We start from the raw sequence: 19,484 nt of genomic DNA on the forward strand, positions 1-19,484 counted from the left end.
CCCCGGATGACCGGGTTCGAGACTCGAGGATCCGATGGCCGCCCTGCACGAAAGCCCTGACCTCACCGTGCTGGACCAGGAGTCGGGCACAGCTCTGAACGACGTGGCCCGTTTCTCCGCCGGTCCCGCGGCCTCCCCCCGCACCCTGGTCGACATCTTCGAGGCGTCCGTACGTTCGTACCCGGACGAGCCCGCGCTCGACGACGGCCGCCGGCTGCTCACCTACCGCGCACTGGCGGTCGAGGTGGAGCACCTGCGGCGGCGGCTGGCCGCCGTGGACGTCGGGCTCGGGGACCGCGTCGGTGTCCGGGTCCCGTCGGGCACCAACGACCTGTACGTGGCGATCCTCGCGGTGCTGGCCGCCGGTGCCGCGTACGTGCCCGTGGACGCCGAGGACCCCGACGAGCGGGCCGGTCTGGTCTTCGGCGAGGCCGGGGTGCGGGTGGTCGTCGGGGCCGGTCACGAGCTGACTGTCGGCAATGCCCCCGGTCATGCCGCCGCCCGGCCCGGTGTCGGGCACGACGCGTGGATCATCTTCACCTCCGGCTCCACCGGGAAGCCCAAGGGCGTGGCCGTCAGCCACCGCAGCGCCGCGGCCTTCGTGGACGCGGAGGCCGCCCTGTTCCTGACCGACGAGCCGATCGGGCCCGGTGACCGGGTCATGGCGGGGTTGTCCGTCGCGTTCGACGCGTCCTGTGAGGAGATGTGGCTGGCGTGGCGGTACGGCGCCTGCCTGGTGCCGGTGCCGCGCTCGCAGGTCAGGAGCGGTGCCGATCTCGGGCTCTGGCTGGTCGAGCAGGAGATCACCGTCGTGTCCACCGTGCCGACGCTGGCGGCGCTGTGGGAGCCGGAGACACTCAACGACGTACGCCTGCTGATCTTCGGCGGGGAGGCGTGCCCTCCCGAGCTGGCGCAGCGTTTGGTGACCGAGGGGCGCGAGGTGTGGAACACCTACGGGCCGACCGAGGCCACCGTCGTGGCGTGCGCGTCGCTGATGAGCGGCGAGGAGCCGATCCGGATCGGGCTGCCGCTGGACGGCTGGGAGCTGGCCGTCGTGGACGAGGCCGGGGAGCCCGTGCCGATGGGCGGCAGTGGACAGCTGGTGATCGGCGGGGTCGGACTCGCCCGGTATCTCGACGCCGGGAAGGACGCGGAGAAGTACGCACCGCTTCAGTCGCTGGGCTGGGAGCGGGCGTACCGCAGCGGTGACCTGGTGCGGGCCGAGCCGGAGGGGCTGGTCTTCCTGGGGCGGGCCGACGAGCAGATCAAGCTCGGCGGGCGCCGTATCGAGCTCGGCGAGGTGGACGCGGCGCTTCAGGCGCTGCCCGGGACGGCCGGCGCCGCCGCCGCGGTGCGGACGGCCCGCAGCGGCAACCAGCTCCTCGTCGGCTACGTCGTCACCCAGGACGGCTGGGACCACTCGGCGGCCGTCGAGCGACTGCGCGCCGAACTGCCGGCGGCTCTGGTGCCGTTGCTCGCGCCGGTCGACGAGCTGCCGACCCGTACGTCGGGCAAGGTGGACCGGGACGCGCTGCCCTGGCCGCTGGACGGACTGGAGACCAGCGGCCCGGCCGAGCGCCTGTACGGCACCGAGGCCTGGCTCGCCGAGCAGTGGACGGACGTCCTCGGCATTCCGGTGACGTCGGCCTCCGACGACTTCTTCGTGATCGGTGGGGGCAGTCTGGCCGCCGCCCAGCTGACGACGAGGCTGCGCACGCGCTATCCGAGCGCCGCCGTCCTCGACGTCTACCAGCGGCCCGTCCTGCGGAAACTGGCCCGGCATCTGGAGGAGTCGGCGCAGGACGACGGGGTCCGGCGGGTCGTGGCGCCGGTACCGAGGCGTGCCCAGCTCGTCCAGCTCCTGGTGTTGGTTCCGCTCTTCACGCTGCTCGGGCTGCGCTGGACCGTGGTGCTCGCCGCGCTCGGGAACGTGCTGCCCGCCTACTCCTGGCTGCCGACGGCACCCTGGTGGCTCGTCGCGGCCGGCGCCGTGCTGCTGTTCAGCCCGCCCGGGCGCCTCGCGCTCGCCGCGGGCGGGGCGCGCTGGCTGCTGCGGGGGGTGCGGCCGGGCCGGTACCCGCGCGGCGGGAGCGTCCATCTGCGGCTGTGGACGGCCGAGCGGCTGGCCGAGTTCAGCGGGGCGACGTCGCTGACCGGGTCCTGGCTCGAACGGTACGCGCGAGCGCTGGGCGCCAAGGTGGGGCAGGACGTGGACCTGCACTCGCTGCCGCCGGTCACCGGCATGCTCAAGCTGGGCCGGGGCGCGGCCGTCGAGTCGGAGGTGGACCTGTCCGGGTACTGGCTGGACGGCGACCGGCTGGAGATCGGGCCGGTGAAGGTGGGCGCGCACGCCGTCGTCGGCACACGCAGCATGCTCTTCCCGGGCGCGCGGGTGGGCAAGCGGGCCGAGGTGGCGCCCGGTTCGGCGGTCACGGGACAGATTCCCACCGGGCAGCGGTGGGCGGGCGCGCCCGCGGTCAAGCTGGGCCGGGCCAAGCGCAACTGGCCCAAGGAGCTGCCCGGGCGGGGCGCGTACTGGCGGGTGATGTACGGCGTGACGGGTTTCGCGCTGACCGCGTTGCCGGTGGTCTCGGCTGCTGCCGCGCTGCTGGTGGCGGGGCTGTTCGTCGGTCCGCACGCCGGGTTCGGTGCGGCCCTGCGGAGTGCTGTCGTCGCGCTGGTGCCGGCGACGCTCGCGTTCGGGCTGGCGTACGCGCTGCTGCTCGTGGCCGCCGTACGGCTGCTGAGCCTGGGGCTGCGGGAGGGCACGCACGCCACGCACAGCCGGGTGGGCTGGCAGGCCTGGACCGTGACACAGCTGATGGACCGGTCGCGGGACATGCTGTTCCCGCTGTACGCGGGACTGGTCACGCCGGTGTGGCTGCGGCTGCTCGGGATGCGGATCGGGCGGCGGGCCGAGGTGTCCACCGTGCTGGCCCTGCCCAGCCTGACCACGGTCGGCGAGGGCGCGTTCCTGGCGGACGACACGCTGACCGCGCCGTACGAGCTCGGTGGCGGCTGGCTGCGGGTCGGGCGCGCGGAGATCGGTCGGCGGGCCTTTCTGGGCAACTCGGGGATGACCGCGCCGGGGCGGAGCGTGCCGGACGGTGGACTGGTGGGTGTGCTGTCGGCGACGCCGAAGAAGGCCAAGAAGGGCAGCTCGTATCTGGGACTGCCACCGGTGCGGCTGCCGCGTGCCGCGTCGGGCGGCGACCAGAGCCGGACCTACGACCCGCCCGCGCGGCTGCTGTGGGCGCGCGGACTGGTGGAGCTCTGCCGGATCGTGCCGGTGTTCTGCTCGGCGGCCCTGGCGGTGGGGACGGCGGCGGCCCTGTGCGCGCTCGGCGGGTGGGCTCCCCTTCTGTCCGGTCTGGTGCTGCTGGGGGCGGGCTGCGCGGCGGGGCTCGTCTCGATCGCGGCCAAGTGGCTGCTCGTGGGACGGCATCGCGCCGGCGAGCACCCTTTGTGGAGCTCCTTCGTGTGGCGCAACGAGCTGGCGGACACCTTCGTCGAGGTGCTGGCGGTGCCGTGGCTGGCCGGTGCGGTGCGGGGCACACCGCTGATGTCGGCGTGGCTGCGGGGGCTCGGTGCGCACATCGGCCGGGGTGTGTGGGTCGACAGCTACTGGCTGCCGGAGACGGACCTGGTGACGCTCGGGGACGCGGCGACCGTGAACCGGGGCTGTGTGCTCCAGACCCACCTCTTCCACGACCGGATCTTGCGGACGGATACTGTGGTGCTCCGTGAGGGCGCCACTCTGGGCCCGGGCGGAATCGTCCTGCCCGGCAGCACCGTCGGGGCCCGCACCACGCTGGGTCCGGCGTCCCTGGTGATGGCCGCGGAGTCCGTGCCCGACGACACGCGCTGGCTGGGCAACCCGATCGAGGCATGGCGTCGCTAGGCGGGCCCTCCGCGGGGCCGGGGGCCGATGGACGTCATACGAGCGCAGTGCAGGGAGCGGACGCAACAGTGGCGGTTCAGCAGTCAGTGGGTCAGGACCCGTACTTCCCGGGCAACGGTGACATCCGGTACCGGGTGCATCGCTACGAGCTCACGCTGGACTACCGGCCCGCGCCGAACCGGCTGTCGGGAACAGCGCGGATCAACGCCATCGCGGGCCGTGGCCAGCTCACCGAGTTCCAGCTGAACCTCGCGGATTTCCGGGTGGGCCGGGTGAGGGTCGACGGCCGTGCGGCGCACTACACGCACCGGGGCGGCAAGTTGCGCGTCCGCCCCGCGAAGCCGCTGCGCGCCGGTGCCGCGTTCACCGTCGAGGTGCACTGGTCGGGGAACCCCCGGCCGGTGAGCAGCCCCTGGGGCGGCCTCGGCTGGGAGGAGTTGGAGGACGGGGCGCTGGTGGCGAGCCAGCCGGTCGGGGCGCCGTCGTGGTACCCGTGCAACGACCGGCCCGCCGACAAGGCCTCGTACCAGATCTCGGTCACGACGCCGTCGGCCTACGCGGTGGTGGCCGGTGGACGCCTGCTCACCCGCACGACGAAGGCCTCGACGACCACCTGGGTGTACGAGCAGGCGGCGCCGACCTCCAGCTATCTGGTGGGGCTGTCGATCGGGAAGTACGAGACCGTACTGCTGGGCGACCCCGGCCCGGGCGGGGTGCCGCAGCACGGGCACATTCCGGCGCACCTGCTCCCCCGGTTCTCCCGGGACTTCGCACGGCAGCCCGCGATGATGGACCTGTTTCAGGAATTGTTCGGGCCGTACCCGTTCGACGAGTACGCGGTCGTCGTGACCGAGGAGGAGCTCGACGTCCCCGTCGAGGCGCAGGGGTTGTCGCTGTTCGGGTCCAACCACGTGGACGGGGCGCGGGGTTCGGAGCGGCTGGTCGCGCACGAGCTGGCGCACCAGTGGTTCGGCAACAGCGTGTCCATCGCCGACTGGCGGCAGATCTGGCTGAACGAGGGGTTCGCGAAGTACGCCGAGTGGCTGTGGTCGGAGCGCTCGGGAGGCCGCGGCGCCCGGCAACTGGCCGCCGCCGCGCACCGGTCGCTGTCCGCGCTGCCGCAGGACCTCCGGCTCGCCGATCCGGGGCGGAAGTCGATGTTCGACGACCGTCTCTACCAGCGCGGCGGCCTCACCCTGCACGCGGTGCGGTGCGCCCTGGGCGACGACGCTTTCTTCCGCATGCTGCGCGGGTGGGCGGGGCTGTACCGGGGCGGGGCGGTGACGACGGCGGCCTTCACCGCGCACGTGGCGCGGTTCGCGGACGAGTCGCTGGACGAGCTGTTCGACGCGTGGGTGTACGGGACGGCGCTGCCGCCACTGCCCTCGTCCGGGACGAGTGCGGCTGTCTAGGACAATGACCGGTATGAGTACGCGTTCCTGCCCGTGCGGGCTGCCCCAGGCCTACGAGGCGTGCTGCGGCCGCTACCACTCCGGAACCGCCGCCACGCCGACCGCCGAGGCGCTGATGCGGTCGCGGTACAGCGCCTTCGTGAAGGGGGACGCCGGGTACCTGCTGCGGACGTGGCATCCGCGGACGCGGCCCGGGACGCTGGAGCTGGATCCGCGGACGCGGTGGGCCGGGCTGGAGATCCTGGACACGAGTGACGGGTCGGCGTTCCACTCCGGCGGGACCGTGGAGTTCCGGGCGTCGTACCGGGGCGGCTCGCTGCACGAGCGGAGCCGGTTCGAGCGGGTCGACGGGGCCTGGGTGTACGTCGACGGGGAGTTTCTGCCGTAGTTGCTGCTACGGCGCCAGGATGTCGAGTTCCTGGAGGGCGCCGACCGTGATCTCGCGGGTCAGTGCCTCCGCGCGGACCGCGTCGCCCGCGCGGACCGCCTCGGCGACCTGGACGTGCAGGGTGACGGCGGCCGGGTCGGGGTCCTCGAACATCACGTCATGGTGGGTGCGGCCGGCCAGGACCTCGGCGACGACGTCGCCGAGGCGGGCGAACATCTCGTTGCCGGAGGCGTCCAGGACGACGCGGTGGAAGGCCATGTCGTGGACGAGGTACTCCTCCAGCTTGTGACCGCGTGAGTTGGCGACCATGCCGAGGGCGCACTGGGTGAGTTCGGCGCACTGCTCGGAGGTGGCGTGGCGGGCGGCGAGGCCCGCGGCGACCGGTTCGATCGCCGAGCGCAGGACCGTGAGGGAGCGCAGTTGCCGGGCGCGGTCCTTGCCGGCCAGGCGCCAGCGGATGACCTGCGGATCGTAGACGTTCCACTCCGACGCCGGGCGGACCGTCACGCCCACGCGGCGGCGGGACTCGACCAGGTGCATGGACTCCAGGACGCGGACCGCCTCGCGCATCACCGAGCGTGACACGTCGAAGCGCTGGGCGAGCTCGTCCGTGCGCAGGACACTGCCCGGCGGGTATTCGCCGGCCGTGATCTCGGGGCCGAGGGTGTCCAGTACGCGGCCGTGCAGCCCCCGGCCCGGTGTGCTCATGCACTCAGCGTACGGGGTAGATCACGGAGACAAAAAGTCAGACTTATTCATCACGGACCCTTGAATTCGTCGTACCTAATGGGTTTCAGTTGCGTCGACATCACGTGTCGACGGAGACAGCAGACAGTGAGGCAGCGATGAACACCCCCCATGTCGTCGTGGTCATGGGCGTCGCCGGCACCGGCAAGACCACCATCGGTCCCCTGCTCGCGGCCCGGCTCGGCGTTCCGTACGCCGAGGGCGACGACTTCCACCCGCAGGCCAACATCGACAGGATGTCGGCCGGTACCCCGCTCACCGACGAGGACCGCCGGCCCTGGCTGGACGCCATCGGCGCGTGGGCGCACGGGCGGGCAGGGCTCGGCGGGGTGGTCAGCTGCTCGGCACTGAAGCGGTCGTACCGCGACCGGCTGCGGGCCGCCGCGCCCGGTGTGGTCTTCGTGCATCTCACGGGTGACCGCGCGCTCATCGAGGACCGGATGTCGCACCGGCAGGGGCACTTCATGCCCACGGCGCTGCTCGACTCCCAGTTCGCCACGCTCCAGCCCCTCCAGGCGGACGAGGCCGGGGTCGACGTGGACGTCTCGGGCGGTCCGGAGGAGATCACCGAGCGGGCGGCGCTCGCCCTGGTGGACCTCCCCGAGTCCGTCCGGTAACACCTGACGGGCCCCCTTCCCTCTCCCCTCCTCCCCTCCTACGCAAGGGAACCCACCCCGTGACCAGACTCAGCGTCGAGATGCTGGCAGCGGACGCACCCGAGCCGATCACCTCGGCCGGCCACGCTCAGCTGGGCATCGCCGTCCTGGCGGGCATCGCCGTCATCGTCCTGCTCATCACCAAGTCCAAGTTGCACGCCTTCCTGGCGCTGACCATCGGGTCGCTGGCGCTCGGCGCGATCGCCGGGGCGCCGCTGGACAAGGTCCTCACCAGCTTCAGCACCGGCCTCGGCACCACGGTCGCCGGCGTCGGTGTGCTGATCGCCCTCGGCGCGATGCTCGGCAAGATGCTCGCCGACTCCGGGGGCGCCGACCAGATCGTCGACACCATCCTGGCGAAGGCCGGCGGGCGGTCGATGCCGTGGGCGATGGTGCTCATCGCCTCGGTGATCGGGCTGCCGCTGTTCTTCGAGGTCGGCATCGTGCTGCTGATCCCGGTGGTGCTGATGGTCGCCAAGCGCGGCAACTACTCGCTGATGCGGATCGGCATCCCCGCGCTCGCAGGCCTGTCGGTGATGCACGGCCTGGTGCCGCCGCACCCCGGTCCGCTGGTCGCGATCGACGCGGTCCAGGCCGACCTCGGGGTGACACTCGCCCTCGGTGTCCTCGTCGCCATACCCACGGTGATCATCGCCGGTCCGCTGTTCTCGCGGTACGCGGCCCGCTGGGTGGACGTCCCCGCCCCGGACCGCATGATTCCGCAGCGCGCCTCGGAGGACCTGGAGAAGCGTCCCGGCTTCGGCGCCACGCTGTTCACGGTCCTGCTGCCGGTGATCCTGATGCTCGCCAAGGCGCTGGTCGACATCGTCGTGGACGACCCGGAGAACCTGGTCCAGCGCGTCTTCGACGTGATCGGCGCGCCGATGATCGCGCTGCTCGCCTCGGTGCTGGTCGGCATCTTCACGCTGCTGCGGCCCGCCGGGTTCTCCAAGGAGCGGATCTCACCGCTCGTCGAGAAGAGCCTCGCGCCGATCGCGGGCATCCTGCTGATCGTCGGCGCGGGCGGCGGCTTCAAGCAGACGCTGATCGACACCGGGGTGGGCCAGATGGTCCTGGACATCTCCAAGGACTGGTCGATTCCCGCGCTGCTGCTGGCCTGGCTGATCGCGGTGGCGATCCGGCTGGCGACCGGTTCGGCGACGGTGGCGACGGTCTCGGCCGCCGGTCTCGTCGCCCCGCTCGCGGCCGACATGTCGACCACGCACGCGGCCCTGCTGGTCCTCGCCATCGGCGCCGGCTCGCTGTTCTTCAGCCATGTCAACGACGCCGGGTTCTGGATGGTGAAGGAGTACTTCGGGCTGAGTGTCGGCCAGAACATCAAGACCTGGTCGGTCATGGAGACGATCATCTCGGTGGTCGCCGGCGGCATCGTCCTGCTGTTGTCCCTCGTGATCTAGGAGTGCCACGGCCATGACGGCTCACCCCCTCTTCGACATCAGCGGCCGTACGGCGCTGGTGACCGGCTCCAGCCGGGGCATCGGACTCGCCCTCGCCCGTGGTCTGGCGGAGGCCGGCTGCACGGTCGTCCTGAACGGACGCGACAAGGACCGGCTCGCCGAGGCCGCCGCGGGGTTGCCGGGCGACCGCGTGCACACGGCGGCGTTCGACGTGACCGACGGATCGTCCGTGGCGGACGGCATCGCGGGCGTCGAGGAGCGGATAGGCCCGCTCGACATCCTCGTCAACAACGCGGGCATGCAACTGCGCGCACCGCTGCTGGAGTTCACCGACTCCGACTGGCACCGGATCCTGGACACCAACCTGACCAGTGCGTTCCTGGTCGGCCGGGAAGCCGCGCGCCGGATGACGGAACGCGGCCACGGCAAGATCATCAACATCTGCTCGTTGCAGAGCGAGGTGGCACGGCCCGGGATCGCGCCGTACGCCGCGACCAAGGGCGCGCTGAAGATGCTCACCAAGGGCATGTGCGCGGACTGGGGTCCGAGCGGGGTGCAGGTCAACGGGCTCGGCCCGGGCTACATCGAGACGGAGCTGACACGGCCGCTGGTCGAGGACGAGGAGTTCAGCGCCTGGGTGCGGCGGCGCACCCCGGCCGGCCGCTGGGGTCGCACCGAGGACCTGGTGGGCGGGGTGCTGTTCCTCGCCTCCCCGGCGGCCGACTTCGTCAGCGGGCAGGTGCTGTATGTCGACGGCGGTATGACGAGCGTGTTGTGACCACCTGCCGGGAGGCTGTGATGCTGGGTTGTGTGATCCACGGTCAGGGTGACCTGCGCGTGGCGCAGTTGCCGGTTCCCGAGCCCGGGCCGGGGCAGGCGCTGGTCGCCGTCCGCTACGGCGGGGTGTGCGGGTCCGATCTGCATTACTGGCGGCACGGCGGGGTCGGGGACTTCCGGCTCCGGGAGCCGATGGTGCTCGGGCACGAGGTCGTCGGGACGGTGGTCGGGTACGGCGCCGGCGCGTCGGGGCCGGCTCCGGGTGCCGCTGTCGCCGTGCATCCGGCGACGCCGTGCGGGGTGTGTCCGGAGTGCGCGGACGGTCGGCGGAACGTCTGCCGGGACACGCGGTATCTGGGCAGCGCGGCGCGCTTTCCGCATGTGCAGGGAGGGTTCGCGGCGCAGGTGGTCGTGCCCTGCGACCAGGTGCGGGCGTTGCCGGACGGTCTGGGGCTGCGCCGGGCCGCGCTCGCCGAGCCGCTGTCCGTCGCCCTGCACGCGGTGGGGCGGGCCGGGGAGGTGGCCGGACGGCACGTCCTGGTGACCGGGGCCGGGCCCATCGGCTGTCTCGTGGTCGCGGCGGCGAAGGCGGCCGGGGCGGCGCGGGTGACTGTCACGGATCTGCTGCCCGAGGCGCTGGAGTATGCCCGGATCGCGGGTGCCGGGACTCTCGTACGGGCCGATGATCCTGACGCCCCGGGGTGGCCTTCCGAAGTGGACGTCGCGATCGAGGCGTCCGGAGTGGCTGCCGGGCTGGACACGTGTCTGCGGCGCGTGCGGCGGGGTGGGGTCGTCGTGCAGTTGGGGATGCTGCCGGCGGGGCACAGTGCGTTCGCGGGGAACCTGGTGGTGAGTCGGGAGATCGAGCTGCGGGGGGCGTTTCGGTTCGACGGTGAGTTCGATCAGGCGTTGGTGGTGCTGGCGGGAGAGGCTGCGTTCGACGGGCTGATCAGTGCGGTGGTGTCTGTGAGGGAGGCCGAGTCCGCCTTTGCCCTGGCTGCTGATCGGAGTCGGTCCTGCAAGGTGCTGTTGGATTTCGCCCTGGCGCCGTAGGGGCTGTGGTGGCTGGGCGGGTGCGGGTGCGTTGGGGTTGATCGCGCAGTTCCCCGCGCCCCTGGGGCCTCAGCGTCGTAGGGGTGTCGTGGTCGGGCGGGTGCGGGTGCGTTGTGGCTTGTCGCGCAGTTCCCCGCGCCCCTGAAAGGGGCCTACTGGCGCCATAGAGGGTGCTGTTGGTCTGCCCAGTCTCTGCTCACCGAGCCCGTGCGCATGCCTCTCCTGGATTCCGGGTCCGCCAGTGCCATGCCGATGTGGCCTGCCAGGACTATGCCGATGGTCAGGGCCAGCCAGTCGTGGACGAACGTCGCGCTGGTGCGCCAGAGGAGGGGGGTGAGGTGGGTGAACCACATCATGAGGCCGGTGCCGAGCATGACGAGGGTGGCGGCGGCGATCCAGGACGCGTAGAGCTTCTGGCCGGCGTTGAACTTGCCCGCGGGGCGGGAGGCGTGGCGCTTGTCGCGGTGGAGGGCGGCGCGCAGCCAGGTTCGGTCGTGTGGGCCGAAGCGGTTGAGGTGGCCGAGGTCGGTGCGGAAGGCGCGGGAGGCGAGGCCCGCCAGGACCGGGACGGGCAGGGCGAGGCCGGTCCATTTGTGCAGGGTGACGACGAGGGCGCGGCGGCCTACGAGTTCGGCGAGCTGGGGAACGTAGAGGCAGGCCGCCGTCAGTACGCAGACGCCCATGAGCGCGGCCGTCGTGCGGTGCACCCAGCGCTCGGTCCGGCTGAAGCGCCTGACAGCGACCGCGGTGTCAGGTCGTGGGCTCATCGTCACGTCCGTTCGAGCGGCCCACCCAGGCGTCGACGTCGTAGCCGCGCTCCTCCCAGTAGCCCGGACGGACCTCGTCGGTGACGGTGATGCCGGAGAGCCACTTGGCGGACTTGTAGAAGTACATGGGTGCGACGTAGAGGCGGACGGGGCCGCCGTGGGAGTGGCTGAGATCCTTGTCCTGCATGCGCAGAGCGACCAGGACGTCGGCGCGGCGGGCCTGGGCGAGGGTGAGGCTCTCGGTGTAGGTGCCGTCGAAGCAGGTGAAGCGGATGGCCTTGGCCGTGGGGCGGACCCCGGCGGCGTCGAGCAGCCGGGACAGGCGTACACCCTCGAAGGGGGTGTCGGGGACGCGCCAGCCGGTGACGCACTGGACGTCGCGGACCAGGCGGGTCTGCGGCAGGGCTTTGAGGTCGGTCAGGGTGTACGTCGTGGGGCGGTCGACCAGACCGTCGATCTTCAGGCGGTAGGTGTCGGCGTTCTTGTGCGGGACGGACGAGGCGACCGAGTAGTAGCGGAAGCCGCCGCCGTTCGGGAGCAGTCCGGTCAGGCCGGTGGGGTCCTTGTCGGCGGCGCCGCCGAGGAAGCCCTCCAGACCGCGTTGGAGCTGGGGCGCGGCGACCACGCCGAGGGCGCCCAGGCCGAGGGTGCCGAGGAAGACGCGGCGGCCGACCGGGGTGCCCCGCTGTTCGGGGTGTCCGTCGTTCATGCCCTCATGTACGTCCTCGTTCACGTTCTCATTCGAACACCCGCGGCCCCGTCAGGACAGGGATCGCGGGTGCTCGTCAGAGTTCCGTAACCACTTCTTACGCGGCCGGGGTCAGGAGGACGCCGCCTTCTCCAGCTGGAACGCCTCGTTGCCGAGCCCGATCCGGGCGTGCTTCTCGGGGGCGCGGGCGCGCAGCACCAGGCCCAGGGCCAGGCCGGCGGCCAGGGCGAGCCCGATGACACCGGGCAGCACCCAGCTCAGCGAGGAGCCCGGGCCGGCGCCGACGAGGACCTCGAAGTCCTTCACCGTGTAGCCGGCGATCACGAGCAGGGCGAGGCCCGCCAGCGCGGAGGTGACCAGCCGCCAGGCCTGGGCGCCCGCGGCACCCCGGCGGACGAAGAAGACGACGACCGACAGGGAGGCAGCCGCCATCAGGACGATCACGCCGAGGGCGCCGATGTTGCCGAACCAGGTGAACAGCTGCAGGACGGGCGCGGTCGGGTCGCCGGCCGGTTTGTCGTCGGCGACCGCGAAGGCGACCACGACCACCACGGCCACGGCGGTCTGGAGCAGCGAGCCGGTGCCGGGAGCGCCGCTGGTGCCGCTGGTGCGGCCGAAGGCGGCGGGCAGCAGACCCTCGCGGCCCATGGCGAAGGCGTAGCGGGCGACGACGTTGTGGAAGCTGAGCAGGGCGGCGAACATGCCGGTGACGAACAGGACGTGCAGGACGTCCGTGAACGTGCCGCCGAGGCGGGACTCGGTGAGGAAGAACAGCAGGCCGGCGCTCTGCTTCCGGGCCGTGCCGACGATCGCGGAGGGGCCGGTGGCGACGGTGAGGGCCCAGCTGCTCAGCGCGAAGAAGACGGCGACCCCGCCGACGGCGAGGAACATCACGCGCGGCACCAGGACCTGCGGCCGGCTGGTCTCCTCGGCGTACACGGGTGCCTGCTCGAAGCCGAGGAACGCGGCGACGCAGAAGCACAGCGCGGTGCCGACGCCCGCGCCGGTGAGGGTGTCCGGGTTGAAGGCGTGCAGTGAGAGGCCTTCCTTGCCGGGTTCGGCGAGGGCGGCGACGTCGAAGACGACGACGAGGAGCACCTCGATGACCAGCAGGACGCCGAGCACGCGCGCGTTGACGTCGATCTTCAGCCAGCCCAGCAGGCCGACGGCGAGCGCGGCCACGAGCGCGGGTATCCACCAGGCGATCTCCACCTCGGCGTAGGTGGCGAGGAGCCCGGAGACCTCGAAGCCGAAGATGCCGTAGATGCCGATCTGGAGCGCGTTGTAGGCGACGAGGGCGACCAGGGCGGCACCCGCGCCGGCGGTGCCGCCGAGGCCGCGGGAGATGTAGGCGTAGAAGGCGCCCGCGTTGTGGACGTGGCGGCTCATCTCGGCGTATCCGATGCTGAACAGGATCAGGACGACGCCGAGGACGACGAAGAGCAGCGGCTGCCCGACGATGCCCATCACCGCGAATGTAGTGGGCATGACACCCGCGACCACCATGAGCGGGGCGGTCGCGGCGAGGACGGAGAGCAGCAGGCCCCCGGTGCCGAGCCGGTCGGCGCGCAGGGCGCGCTCCTGCCCCTTGAACGTATTGATGCCGCCGGCGGCGGCTGTGCTCGTGCTCGAACTGTCCGTGGTCATCGGGAGAGCGTCCTCACTTCTGGTTTCCGGGGGGGCGTCAGGCCGTGCCGAGCGCGGCGGCCCGGGCGGCGGCGAAGGCGGTGTGCGGGTCGCGGTCCGGGTACGACCAGGGCGCCGGGGTGGCGTGCCGGCCGATGCGGTGGAACAGGGCGGCGGCCTCGGCGCCCCGTCCCTCGCAGAACTTGGCGTGGGCGAGGAAGTTCAGGTCGATCAGCCGGCGCGGGTGGCCCTCCAGCTCCCACTCCAGCCACCAGTCGAAGGCGGCCTTCATCACCTGCCGGGCACGGCGGCCGGTCCAGTGACCCGAGGCGGCCGGGTCGGCTGGTTCGTGTCCGGCGGCGGCCAGCGCGCGGTAGCGCTCGGCGTGCGCGATGACGGGCAGGATCGCGAGCGGGGAGTCGGCGGGTGCCTGTTCGGCGGCCCAGTTGGCGAAGTCGTAGACCTCGTGCAGCGGGTCCGGGCCGGACTCCGTGCGGCGTCCGGCGAGCCGGGCGACCATCAGGTGGTGGGCGTGGTGGTGGTCCGCGTACCGGGCACGGACCTGCTCGAACGTGCGGACCACGTCCTGGTCGGTGCCGACCGCGCACTCCAGCAGGAGCAGGCCGAGCCAGGGGGTGGGGTCGGCGGGGAGGCGGGCGGCGGCGGTCATGCAGGCCTCGCGGGCGCGGACCGGCTTGCCCTTGCCGTGCAGCACGCGCCGGACCTGGGCGAGGGCGAGCAGGACGGAGGCGTCGGCGGACTCGGGTTCGGCGAGCAGCCACTCGCGGGCCCATGCGGCGCAGTAGGACTCGCGGGCGAGGACGGTGACGCGGTGGCCGCGCCGGTCCCAGTCGTCTCCGGTGCGGACCAGCAGGGAGCGGGCGTTCTGCCAGCGGCCCTGCGCCAGCGCGGCGCGCGCGGCGACGAGGTCGGCGTCGTCGAGGGCCTCGTCGAAGGCCTGCGCCGCACGTCTGCGGGCGCGGCCGAGGGGAGGCGGGGGTGGGGGCACCGCGGAACTTCCTCACGCGCTCTTCTTGTGTTTCGGCTCACGGCGGTCGATGGAGCGCGTGTATGCGCTTCGCCATGGGCTGATCACGCACAGCCAACCCCCAGCCAATGGTTGACGTCAAGGGCCGCAAGAGGGTTACACGCGTCAACTGCTGTTACTCGTGAGGATGTTGTGACCAGAGAGGCCTCAGAGAAAGAGGCGCCGGACGTCCCATTTATCCGTTTAGCCCTTTGTGGCGTGCGTCATAGTGCTGGGCGGCCGGCACCCCGCACGATGGGATGACGTACGGGCGCGCCGGGCGGAGCCGGCCGGTAGAGTCGGCCCTTACGCCATCGTGACCCGACCTGATGATCGAGGTACATCGCGTGTCGTTTCTGGTTCTGGTGCTCGCCGTGGGTGCCGCCTGCTGTCTGGGCTTCGGTTTCGTCCTCCAGCAGAACGCGGCCCAGCGCGCCCCCCTCAACGACTTCCTCTCCTTCCGGCTGCTGCTCGACCTGGTGAAGGTGCCGCGCTGGCTCGGCGGTATCGCGCTGATGGTCGTCGGCATGGCGCTGGGCGCGGCAGCGCTGGGGCAGGGCGAGCTGTCGCTGGTGGAGCCGCTGCTCGCGACGAACCTGCTGTTCGCGCTCGCGCTGTCCCGCAGGCAGACCCGGCAGCCGCTCGGCCGCCAGGGCTGGGCGGGCCTTCTGCTGCTGGCGGGCGGAGTGAGCACGTTCATCGTGGCGGGCGAGCCGCAGGGCGGCGCCGCGACGGCCGATCCGATGCGGCAGTGGCTGATCATCGGGGCCATGCTCGGGCTCGCCCTGCTGCTCACGGCGCATGCGAAGCGCTCCCGCCTGGGCTCCGGGCCGGTACTGCTGGCCCTGGCGGCCGGGCTGTTGTACGGCGTGCAGGACGCGCTGACCCGGGTGAGCGGGGACAAGTTCGCCGAGGGCGGCTTCGCCGGGCTGCTGACCGGCTGGCAGCCGTACGCCGTGCTCGCGCTGGGCGTCACGGGGCTGGTCCTCGTGCAGAGCGCCTTCGAAACCGCGTCCCTGCGCAAGTCGCTGCCCGCCCTGACCGCGGCGCAGCCGATCGCCGGGATCATCTGCGGCGTCGGCTTCCTGGGCGACCGGCTGCGGGCCGACGCGGTGGCGCTGAGCTGGGAGGCGGGCGGTCTCCTGGCCGTGATCGCCGGGATCGTGCTGCTGGGTCTGCATCCGGCCATGCCGACGGGGGCGGCGGAGCGGGCGGAGCGGGTACGCGTGGGGCAGCTCCAGCCGCAGCCGCAGCCGCAGCCGCAGTGACGCCTGGTGCCCTGCTTGTATGAGGGCATGAGTGCGGATGAGGGTGTGAGTGCTGGGGGCGAGGGCCTGAGTGCTGCTGACGAGATCCTCGACATCGTCGACGAGAACGACCGGGTCATCGGGCAGTCACCCCGGGGGGAGGCCTACGCCAGGGGTCTGCGGCACCGCTGTGTGTTCATCCAGGCGCGGGACGCCGAGGGGCGGATCTTCGTGCACCGGCGGACCCCGACCAAGCTGGTTTTTCCCTCCCTGTACGACATGTTCGTCGGCGGGGTGGTCGGCGCGGGTGAGGCCTATGACACGGCGGCCCTGCGCGAGGCCGAGGAAGAACTGGGCGTGACGGGTCTGCCGCTCCCGCGGTATCTCTTCAAGTTCCTCTACGACAACGGCGCCGGCCGGACCTGGTGGTCGGCGGTGTACGAGGTCCGCTGCGACCTTCCGGTACAGCCGCAGGCCGAGGAGGTGGCCTGGCACGACTTCCTGCCCGAGGACGAGGTGCGGCGGCGCCTGGGCGACTGGGAGTGGGTGCCGGACGGACTGGCGGCGTACGAGCGGCTCAGGGCGTTTCGGTCGATGGGCTGAGCGGGTTCCTTCCGAGGCCGCGGGGTCATCGAGGAGGCGGCACCGGAGACGCCCGGGCGTCCGCGTCCCCGGTAGGGTCGCGCATGTGATCGAGTTCGTACGGAACGTCCGTTTGTGGTTCGCGCCCGCGCGGGTGCGGCAGGACGGCGAGACACCCGACTACCGGTTCTCGCTGGCGAACGAACGTACCTTCCTGGCCTGGCTGCGCACCGCGCTCGCGCTGATCGGCGGCGGCTTCGCCGTGGACCAGTTCCTGCCGGACCTGCGCTGGGGCTGGCGGGTGGGGCTGGCGCTCGCGCTGCTGGCCGCGGGCGTGCTGTGCTCGCTGCGGGCGGTCAACCACTGGGTGCGGTGCGAGCGGGCCATGCGCCGGGGCGAGGACCTGCCGGTGTCCCGGTTCCCGGCGGTGCTGAGCCTCGTCGTCGCGATCGTGGCCCTCGCCATGGTCGTGGTGGTGCTCGTGGGGTGGGAGGGGTGATCGCGCCGGCGGCCCGGCGGCAGGACCCCGACCGCGACCCCGGGCTGCAACCCGAGCGGACCCGGCTCGCGTGGCGGCGTACGACGCTGTCGGGCACGGTCTGCGCCGTACTCGCCGTGAAGACCGCGCTGCACGGCGGGGCGTCGCCGCTCGGGCTCGTCGCGTGCGCGCTGTGCTGCGTCCTGTGGCTGGGCTTCCTGACCATCGCCCACCGCCGTATCCGCACCCTCTCTGCCACCACCAGCCCCGCCGCGTTCGCTCCCCGGCACGCCACGGCCGCGGTGCTGTGCACGCTGGCGATGGCGGTGTGCGGGGCGGGGCTCGTCTTCTAGGGGTGACGCTGGCGGCCCGCCGCCGGGGCGGGACGCCGCGGACGCCGGCCTCCGGCACACCTCACACCAGAGACACCGCACGCCAGCCCATGGGGCGGGACGCCGCGGGCGTCAGCCGCCGGAACACGGCACGCCAGGACGGGACGCCCCAGGCCTCCGGCCCCCGGCCGGCGGCTACGCCTCCCCCGGCTCCGAGGCCACCGTCACGACGATCTTGCCGCGCGTCCGGCCCTCCTCGTTCAACCGGTGGGCGTCCGCCGCGCGCTCCAGTGGGAACGTCTCGGAGACGTGGACGCTCACCACGCCCTGTTCCGCCAGGTCGGACATCCGCTGGAGGTCCTCGGCGTCGGGGCGGACGAAGTAGTAGCGGCCGCCGTAGGTCACGACGCCGACGTCGGTGATCGACACCAGGCGGCCCTCGGGGGCCAGCAGGTTGGCCGAGACCTTCAGCGCGTCCCCGCCGACCGTGTCGAACACCGCGTCCACACCCTCGGGCACCAGCCCGCGCACCCGCTCGCCCAGACCCTCGCCGTACGCCACCGGCTCCCCGCCGAGGCCGCGCACGAAGTCGTGGTTGGACTCGCTCGCCGTGCCGATCACCCGGGCGCCGAGGTGGGCGGCGAGCTGTACGGCGATCGAGCCGACGCCGCCGGCCGCGGCGTGCACCAGCACGGTCTCGCCCCGCTTCACCTGGAGCACCTTGACCAGCACCTGGTAGGCGGTGAGCCCGACCAGCGGCAGTCCGGCCGCCTCCTCGAAGGAGAGGTTGCGCGGCTTGCGCGCGAGGGTGCGCAGGGGCGCGGCCACGTACTCGGCGAAGGTCCCGCGGGAGAGGAAGTCCTCGCGTACGTACCCGATGACCTCGTCGCCGACGTCGAACTCCGACACGGCCACACCGGGCCGTACGACGACGCCCGAGACGTCCCAGCCGGGCACCACGGGGAAAGCGGCTTCGAAGAGCCCTTCGAGATGGCCCTCGCGGGCCTTCCAGTCGACGGGGTTCACGGACGCCGCCCGCACCTTCACCAGCACCGAGTCCGGGCCGACCTTGGGATCGCGGACCTCCCCGAACGCCAGCACCTCGGGTCCGCCGTACCGTGAGTAGCTGATCGCCTTCATGGCTTCGACCTTCCGCGCTCGCCGCGCGGCACGCAAGCCGGATGGCCTGAACGAACCGGCCGAGAGCTCCCTGGCGCCCCGCGGCGGGAGTCGTCGGCCTATCGTGGCTCCGATCACGTTTCGGCCCCACTCTGGACGACATACCGACCGGTCGGCATCATGAGTGGGAACTGTTCACCCCCCCCGTAGGAGCGACGCATGAGCCCCGACCACCCGCCCGGACTCGACCTCGACCGGCTGCGCGGCCTGCTCGACCGCGAGCGGCCCGGCCTGGTGAGCGGTGCCCTGTCCGGCCGGCTGATCGAGGGCGGACGGTCGAACCTCACCTACGCCGTCTCCGACGGCACCTCCCGGTGGGTCGTACGCCGGCCCCCGCTCGGCCATGTCCTGGCCACCGCGCACGACATGAAACGCGAGCACCGGGTCATCAGCGCCCTGCACCCGACCGCCGTCCCGGTTCCGCGGCCGGTGCTGCTGTGCGAGGACGAGGAGGTGCTCGGCGCGCCGTTCTACGTCATGGAGTTCGTCGAGGGCATCCCGTACCGCACGGCCGACCAGCTCGCCCCGCTCGGTCCGGAGCGGACCCGGGGCGCGGTGCTGAACCTGGTGGACGCGCTGGTGGAGCTGCACGCCGTGGACCCGGGCGAGGTGGGGCTCGCCGACTTCGGCCGGCCCGAGGGCTTCCTGGACCGGCAGCTGCGGCGCTGGGGCAAGCAGCTGGACGCCTCGCGCAACCGCGAGCTGGCCGGGATCGACGAGCTGCACGCGACCCTCGGACGGCGGCTGCCCTCCTCCCCCGCCCCGGCCGTGGTGCACGGCGACTACCGGCTGGACAACGTCCTGATCGGCGAGGACGACCGCATCAAGGCGATCCTCGACTGGGAGATGTCCACCCTGGGCGACCCGCTCACCGACCTGGGCCTGCTGGCGATGTACAGCATGCCGCTCGACGCGGCGGACTCCCCCGTCTCCACGACGGCCGAGGCGCCGGGACACCCGGACCCGGCCGAACTGATCGAGCGGTACGCCGCTCGCTCGGGGCGCGACGTCTCCGCGGTCTCCTGGTACACGGCGTTCGCCTGGTTCAAGCTCGCCGTGATCCTGGAGGGCATCCACTACCGCTACACCCTGGGCCAGACGGTCGGGCGCGGCTTCGACCGCATCGGAGACCTGGTCCCCGTCTTCATCGAGCACGGTCTCACCACTCTTCAGGAAGGCTGACGG

The 19,484-nt window shown here is 72.3% G+C and carries 18 protein-coding genes; 12 read left to right on the plus strand and 6 right to left on the minus strand.

Annotation, left to right across the window (positions count from 1 at the left end; translation table 11 throughout):
- Positions 1-34: 34 nt before the first annotated feature.
- The 3 genes from HDA41_RS07990 to HDA41_RS08000 all read left to right on the plus strand — a co-directional run bounded on the left by HDA41_RS07990 (position 35) and on the right by HDA41_RS08000 (position 5,701).
- Positions 35-3,901, plus strand: coding sequence for a Pls/PosA family non-ribosomal peptide synthetase (locus HDA41_RS07990; protein WP_184982021.1), 3,867 nt, complete (start codon positions 35-37; stop codon positions 3,899-3,901).
- 68 nt (positions 3,902-3,969) lie between these two features.
- Entirely contained in the window at positions 3,970-5,313 is a 1,344-nt protein-coding gene (locus tag HDA41_RS07995; RefSeq protein ID WP_184982022.1) for a M1 family metallopeptidase, read from the plus strand.
- A gap of 13 nt (positions 5,314-5,326) precedes the next feature.
- The gene (locus HDA41_RS08000) at positions 5,327-5,701 is read left to right on the plus strand and encodes a YchJ family protein (RefSeq protein ID WP_184982024.1); all 375 of its coding nucleotides are present in this window, start codon (positions 5,327-5,329) and stop codon (positions 5,699-5,701) included.
- A 6-nt stretch (positions 5,702-5,707) separates the two neighbouring features.
- On the opposite strand, the gene HDA41_RS08005 is transcribed toward HDA41_RS08000, so the two are convergent.
- Complete coding sequence (locus HDA41_RS08005) at positions 5,708-6,409, minus strand: FadR/GntR family transcriptional regulator (protein ID WP_184982026.1); 702 nt, start codon at positions 6,407-6,409, stop codon at positions 5,708-5,710.
- Positions 6,410-6,546: 137 nt separating this feature from the next.
- On the opposite strand from HDA41_RS08005, the gene HDA41_RS08010 reads away from it, so the two are divergent.
- From HDA41_RS08010 to HDA41_RS08025, 4 genes are read left to right on the plus strand one after another with little or no spacing between them, the layout of a single operon-like run.
- Positions 6,547-7,065, plus strand: a complete 519-nt coding sequence (locus HDA41_RS08010) for a gluconokinase (protein WP_184982028.1) — start codon at positions 6,547-6,549, stop codon at positions 7,063-7,065.
- 59 nt (positions 7,066-7,124) lie between these two features.
- Positions 7,125-8,522 (plus strand): GntT/GntP/DsdX family permease, encoded by a 1,398-nt coding sequence (locus tag HDA41_RS08015; protein WP_184982029.1) that lies wholly within the window; start codon positions 7,125-7,127, stop codon positions 8,520-8,522.
- A gap of 13 nt (positions 8,523-8,535) precedes the next feature.
- Positions 8,536-9,300 carry an SDR family oxidoreductase gene (locus HDA41_RS08020; RefSeq protein WP_184982030.1) on the plus strand — a complete coding sequence of 255 codons (765 nt, stop codon included), beginning with the start codon at positions 8,536-8,538 and terminating at the stop codon, positions 9,298-9,300.
- A gap of 20 nt (positions 9,301-9,320) precedes the next feature.
- Positions 9,321-10,352, plus strand: coding sequence for an L-idonate 5-dehydrogenase (locus HDA41_RS08025; protein WP_184982031.1), 1,032 nt, complete (start codon positions 9,321-9,323; stop codon positions 10,350-10,352).
- A 152-nt stretch (positions 10,353-10,504) separates the two neighbouring features.
- On the opposite strand, the gene HDA41_RS08030 is transcribed toward HDA41_RS08025, so the two are convergent.
- The 4 genes from HDA41_RS08030 to HDA41_RS08045 form a co-directional block, all read right to left on the minus strand.
- Positions 10,505-11,119, minus strand: coding sequence for a cytochrome b/b6 domain-containing protein (locus tag HDA41_RS08030; protein WP_184982032.1), 615 nt, complete (start codon positions 11,117-11,119; stop codon positions 10,505-10,507).
- Positions 11,103-11,828 carry a molybdopterin-dependent oxidoreductase gene (locus HDA41_RS08035; protein ID WP_184993248.1) on the minus strand — a complete coding sequence of 242 codons (726 nt, stop codon included), beginning with the start codon at positions 11,826-11,828 and terminating at the stop codon, positions 11,103-11,105. The genes HDA41_RS08030 and HDA41_RS08035 overlap by 17 nt, the downstream gene beginning before the upstream one ends.
- A gap of 111 nt (positions 11,829-11,939) precedes the next feature.
- Positions 11,940-13,475 (minus strand): APC family permease, encoded by a 1,536-nt coding sequence (locus tag HDA41_RS08040; protein ID WP_184982033.1) that lies wholly within the window; start codon positions 13,473-13,475, stop codon positions 11,940-11,942.
- Positions 13,476-13,512: 37 nt separating this feature from the next.
- Positions 13,513-14,463 carry a hypothetical protein gene (locus tag HDA41_RS08045; RefSeq protein WP_184982034.1) on the minus strand — a complete coding sequence of 317 codons (951 nt, stop codon included), beginning with the start codon at positions 14,461-14,463 and terminating at the stop codon, positions 13,513-13,515.
- Between the two features lie 365 nt (positions 14,464-14,828).
- On the opposite strand from HDA41_RS08045, the gene HDA41_RS08050 reads away from it, so the two are divergent.
- The 4 genes from HDA41_RS08050 to HDA41_RS08065 all read left to right on the plus strand — a co-directional run bounded on the left by HDA41_RS08050 (position 14,829) and on the right by HDA41_RS08065 (position 17,141).
- The gene (locus HDA41_RS08050; protein ID WP_184982035.1) at positions 14,829-15,749 is read left to right on the plus strand and encodes a DMT family transporter; all 921 of its coding nucleotides are present in this window, start codon (positions 14,829-14,831) and stop codon (positions 15,747-15,749) included.
- Between the two features lie 27 nt (positions 15,750-15,776).
- Positions 15,777-16,331 (plus strand): NUDIX hydrolase, encoded by a 555-nt coding sequence (locus tag HDA41_RS08055; protein ID WP_184982037.1) that lies wholly within the window; start codon positions 15,777-15,779, stop codon positions 16,329-16,331.
- A gap of 85 nt (positions 16,332-16,416) precedes the next feature.
- Positions 16,417-16,809 carry a YidH family protein gene (locus HDA41_RS08060; RefSeq protein WP_184982039.1) on the plus strand — a complete coding sequence of 131 codons (393 nt, stop codon included), beginning with the start codon at positions 16,417-16,419 and terminating at the stop codon, positions 16,807-16,809.
- Entirely contained in the window at positions 16,806-17,141 is a 336-nt protein-coding gene (locus HDA41_RS08065; protein ID WP_184982041.1) for a DUF202 domain-containing protein, read from the plus strand. Before HDA41_RS08060 ends, HDA41_RS08065 begins: the two co-directional genes overlap by 4 nt.
- A 174-nt stretch (positions 17,142-17,315) precedes the next feature.
- Here the strand turns inward: HDA41_RS08065 and HDA41_RS08070 are convergent, their stop codons facing one another.
- Positions 17,316-18,260 (minus strand): NADP-dependent oxidoreductase, encoded by a 945-nt coding sequence (locus HDA41_RS08070; RefSeq protein WP_184982042.1) that lies wholly within the window; start codon positions 18,258-18,260, stop codon positions 17,316-17,318.
- A gap of 198 nt (positions 18,261-18,458) precedes the next feature.
- Here HDA41_RS08070 and HDA41_RS08075 point away from each other — a divergent pair, with 198 nt between their 5' ends.
- Entirely contained in the window at positions 18,459-19,481 is a 1,023-nt protein-coding gene (locus HDA41_RS08075) for a phosphotransferase family protein (RefSeq protein ID WP_184982043.1), read from the plus strand.
- Positions 19,482-19,484: the final 3 nt, after the last annotated feature.

This window comes from Streptomyces caelestis, assembly GCF_014205255.1.
Taxonomy (GTDB): Bacteria; Actinomycetota; Actinomycetes; order Streptomycetales; family Streptomycetaceae; genus Streptomyces; species Streptomyces caelestis.

Coding starts and splice junctions, on each gene's coding strand:
- HDA41_RS07990 (WP_184982021.1), top strand. CDS start 35: ATGGCCGCCCTGCACGAAAGCCCTGACCTCACCGTGCTGGACCAGGAG.
- HDA41_RS08000 (WP_184982024.1), top strand. CDS start 5,327: ATGAGTACGCGTTCCTGCCCGTGCGGGCTGCCCCAGGCCTACGAGGCG.
- HDA41_RS08005 (WP_184982026.1), bottom strand. CDS start 6,409: ATGAGCACACCGGGCCGGGGGCTGCACGGCCGCGTACTGGACACCCTC.
- HDA41_RS08010 (WP_184982028.1), top strand. CDS start 6,547: ATGAACACCCCCCATGTCGTCGTGGTCATGGGCGTCGCCGGCACCGGC.
- HDA41_RS08020 (WP_184982030.1), top strand. CDS start 8,536: ATGACGGCTCACCCCCTCTTCGACATCAGCGGCCGTACGGCGCTGGTG.
- HDA41_RS08025 (WP_184982031.1), top strand. CDS start 9,321: ATGCTGGGTTGTGTGATCCACGGTCAGGGTGACCTGCGCGTGGCGCAG.
- HDA41_RS08030 (WP_184982032.1), bottom strand. CDS start 11,119: ATGAGCCCACGACCTGACACCGCGGTCGCTGTCAGGCGCTTCAGCCGG.
- HDA41_RS08035 (WP_184993248.1), bottom strand. CDS start 11,828: ATGAACGACGGACACCCCGAACAGCGGGGCACCCCGGTCGGCCGCCGC.
- HDA41_RS08040 (WP_184982033.1), bottom strand. CDS start 13,475: ATGACCACGGACAGTTCGAGCACGAGCACAGCCGCCGCCGGCGGCATC.
- HDA41_RS08055 (WP_184982037.1), top strand. CDS start 15,777: ATGAGTGCGGATGAGGGTGTGAGTGCTGGGGGCGAGGGCCTGAGTGCT.
- HDA41_RS08070 (WP_184982042.1), bottom strand. CDS start 18,260: ATGAAGGCGATCAGCTACTCACGGTACGGCGGACCCGAGGTGCTGGCG.
- HDA41_RS08075 (WP_184982043.1), top strand. CDS start 18,459: ATGAGCCCCGACCACCCGCCCGGACTCGACCTCGACCGGCTGCGCGGC.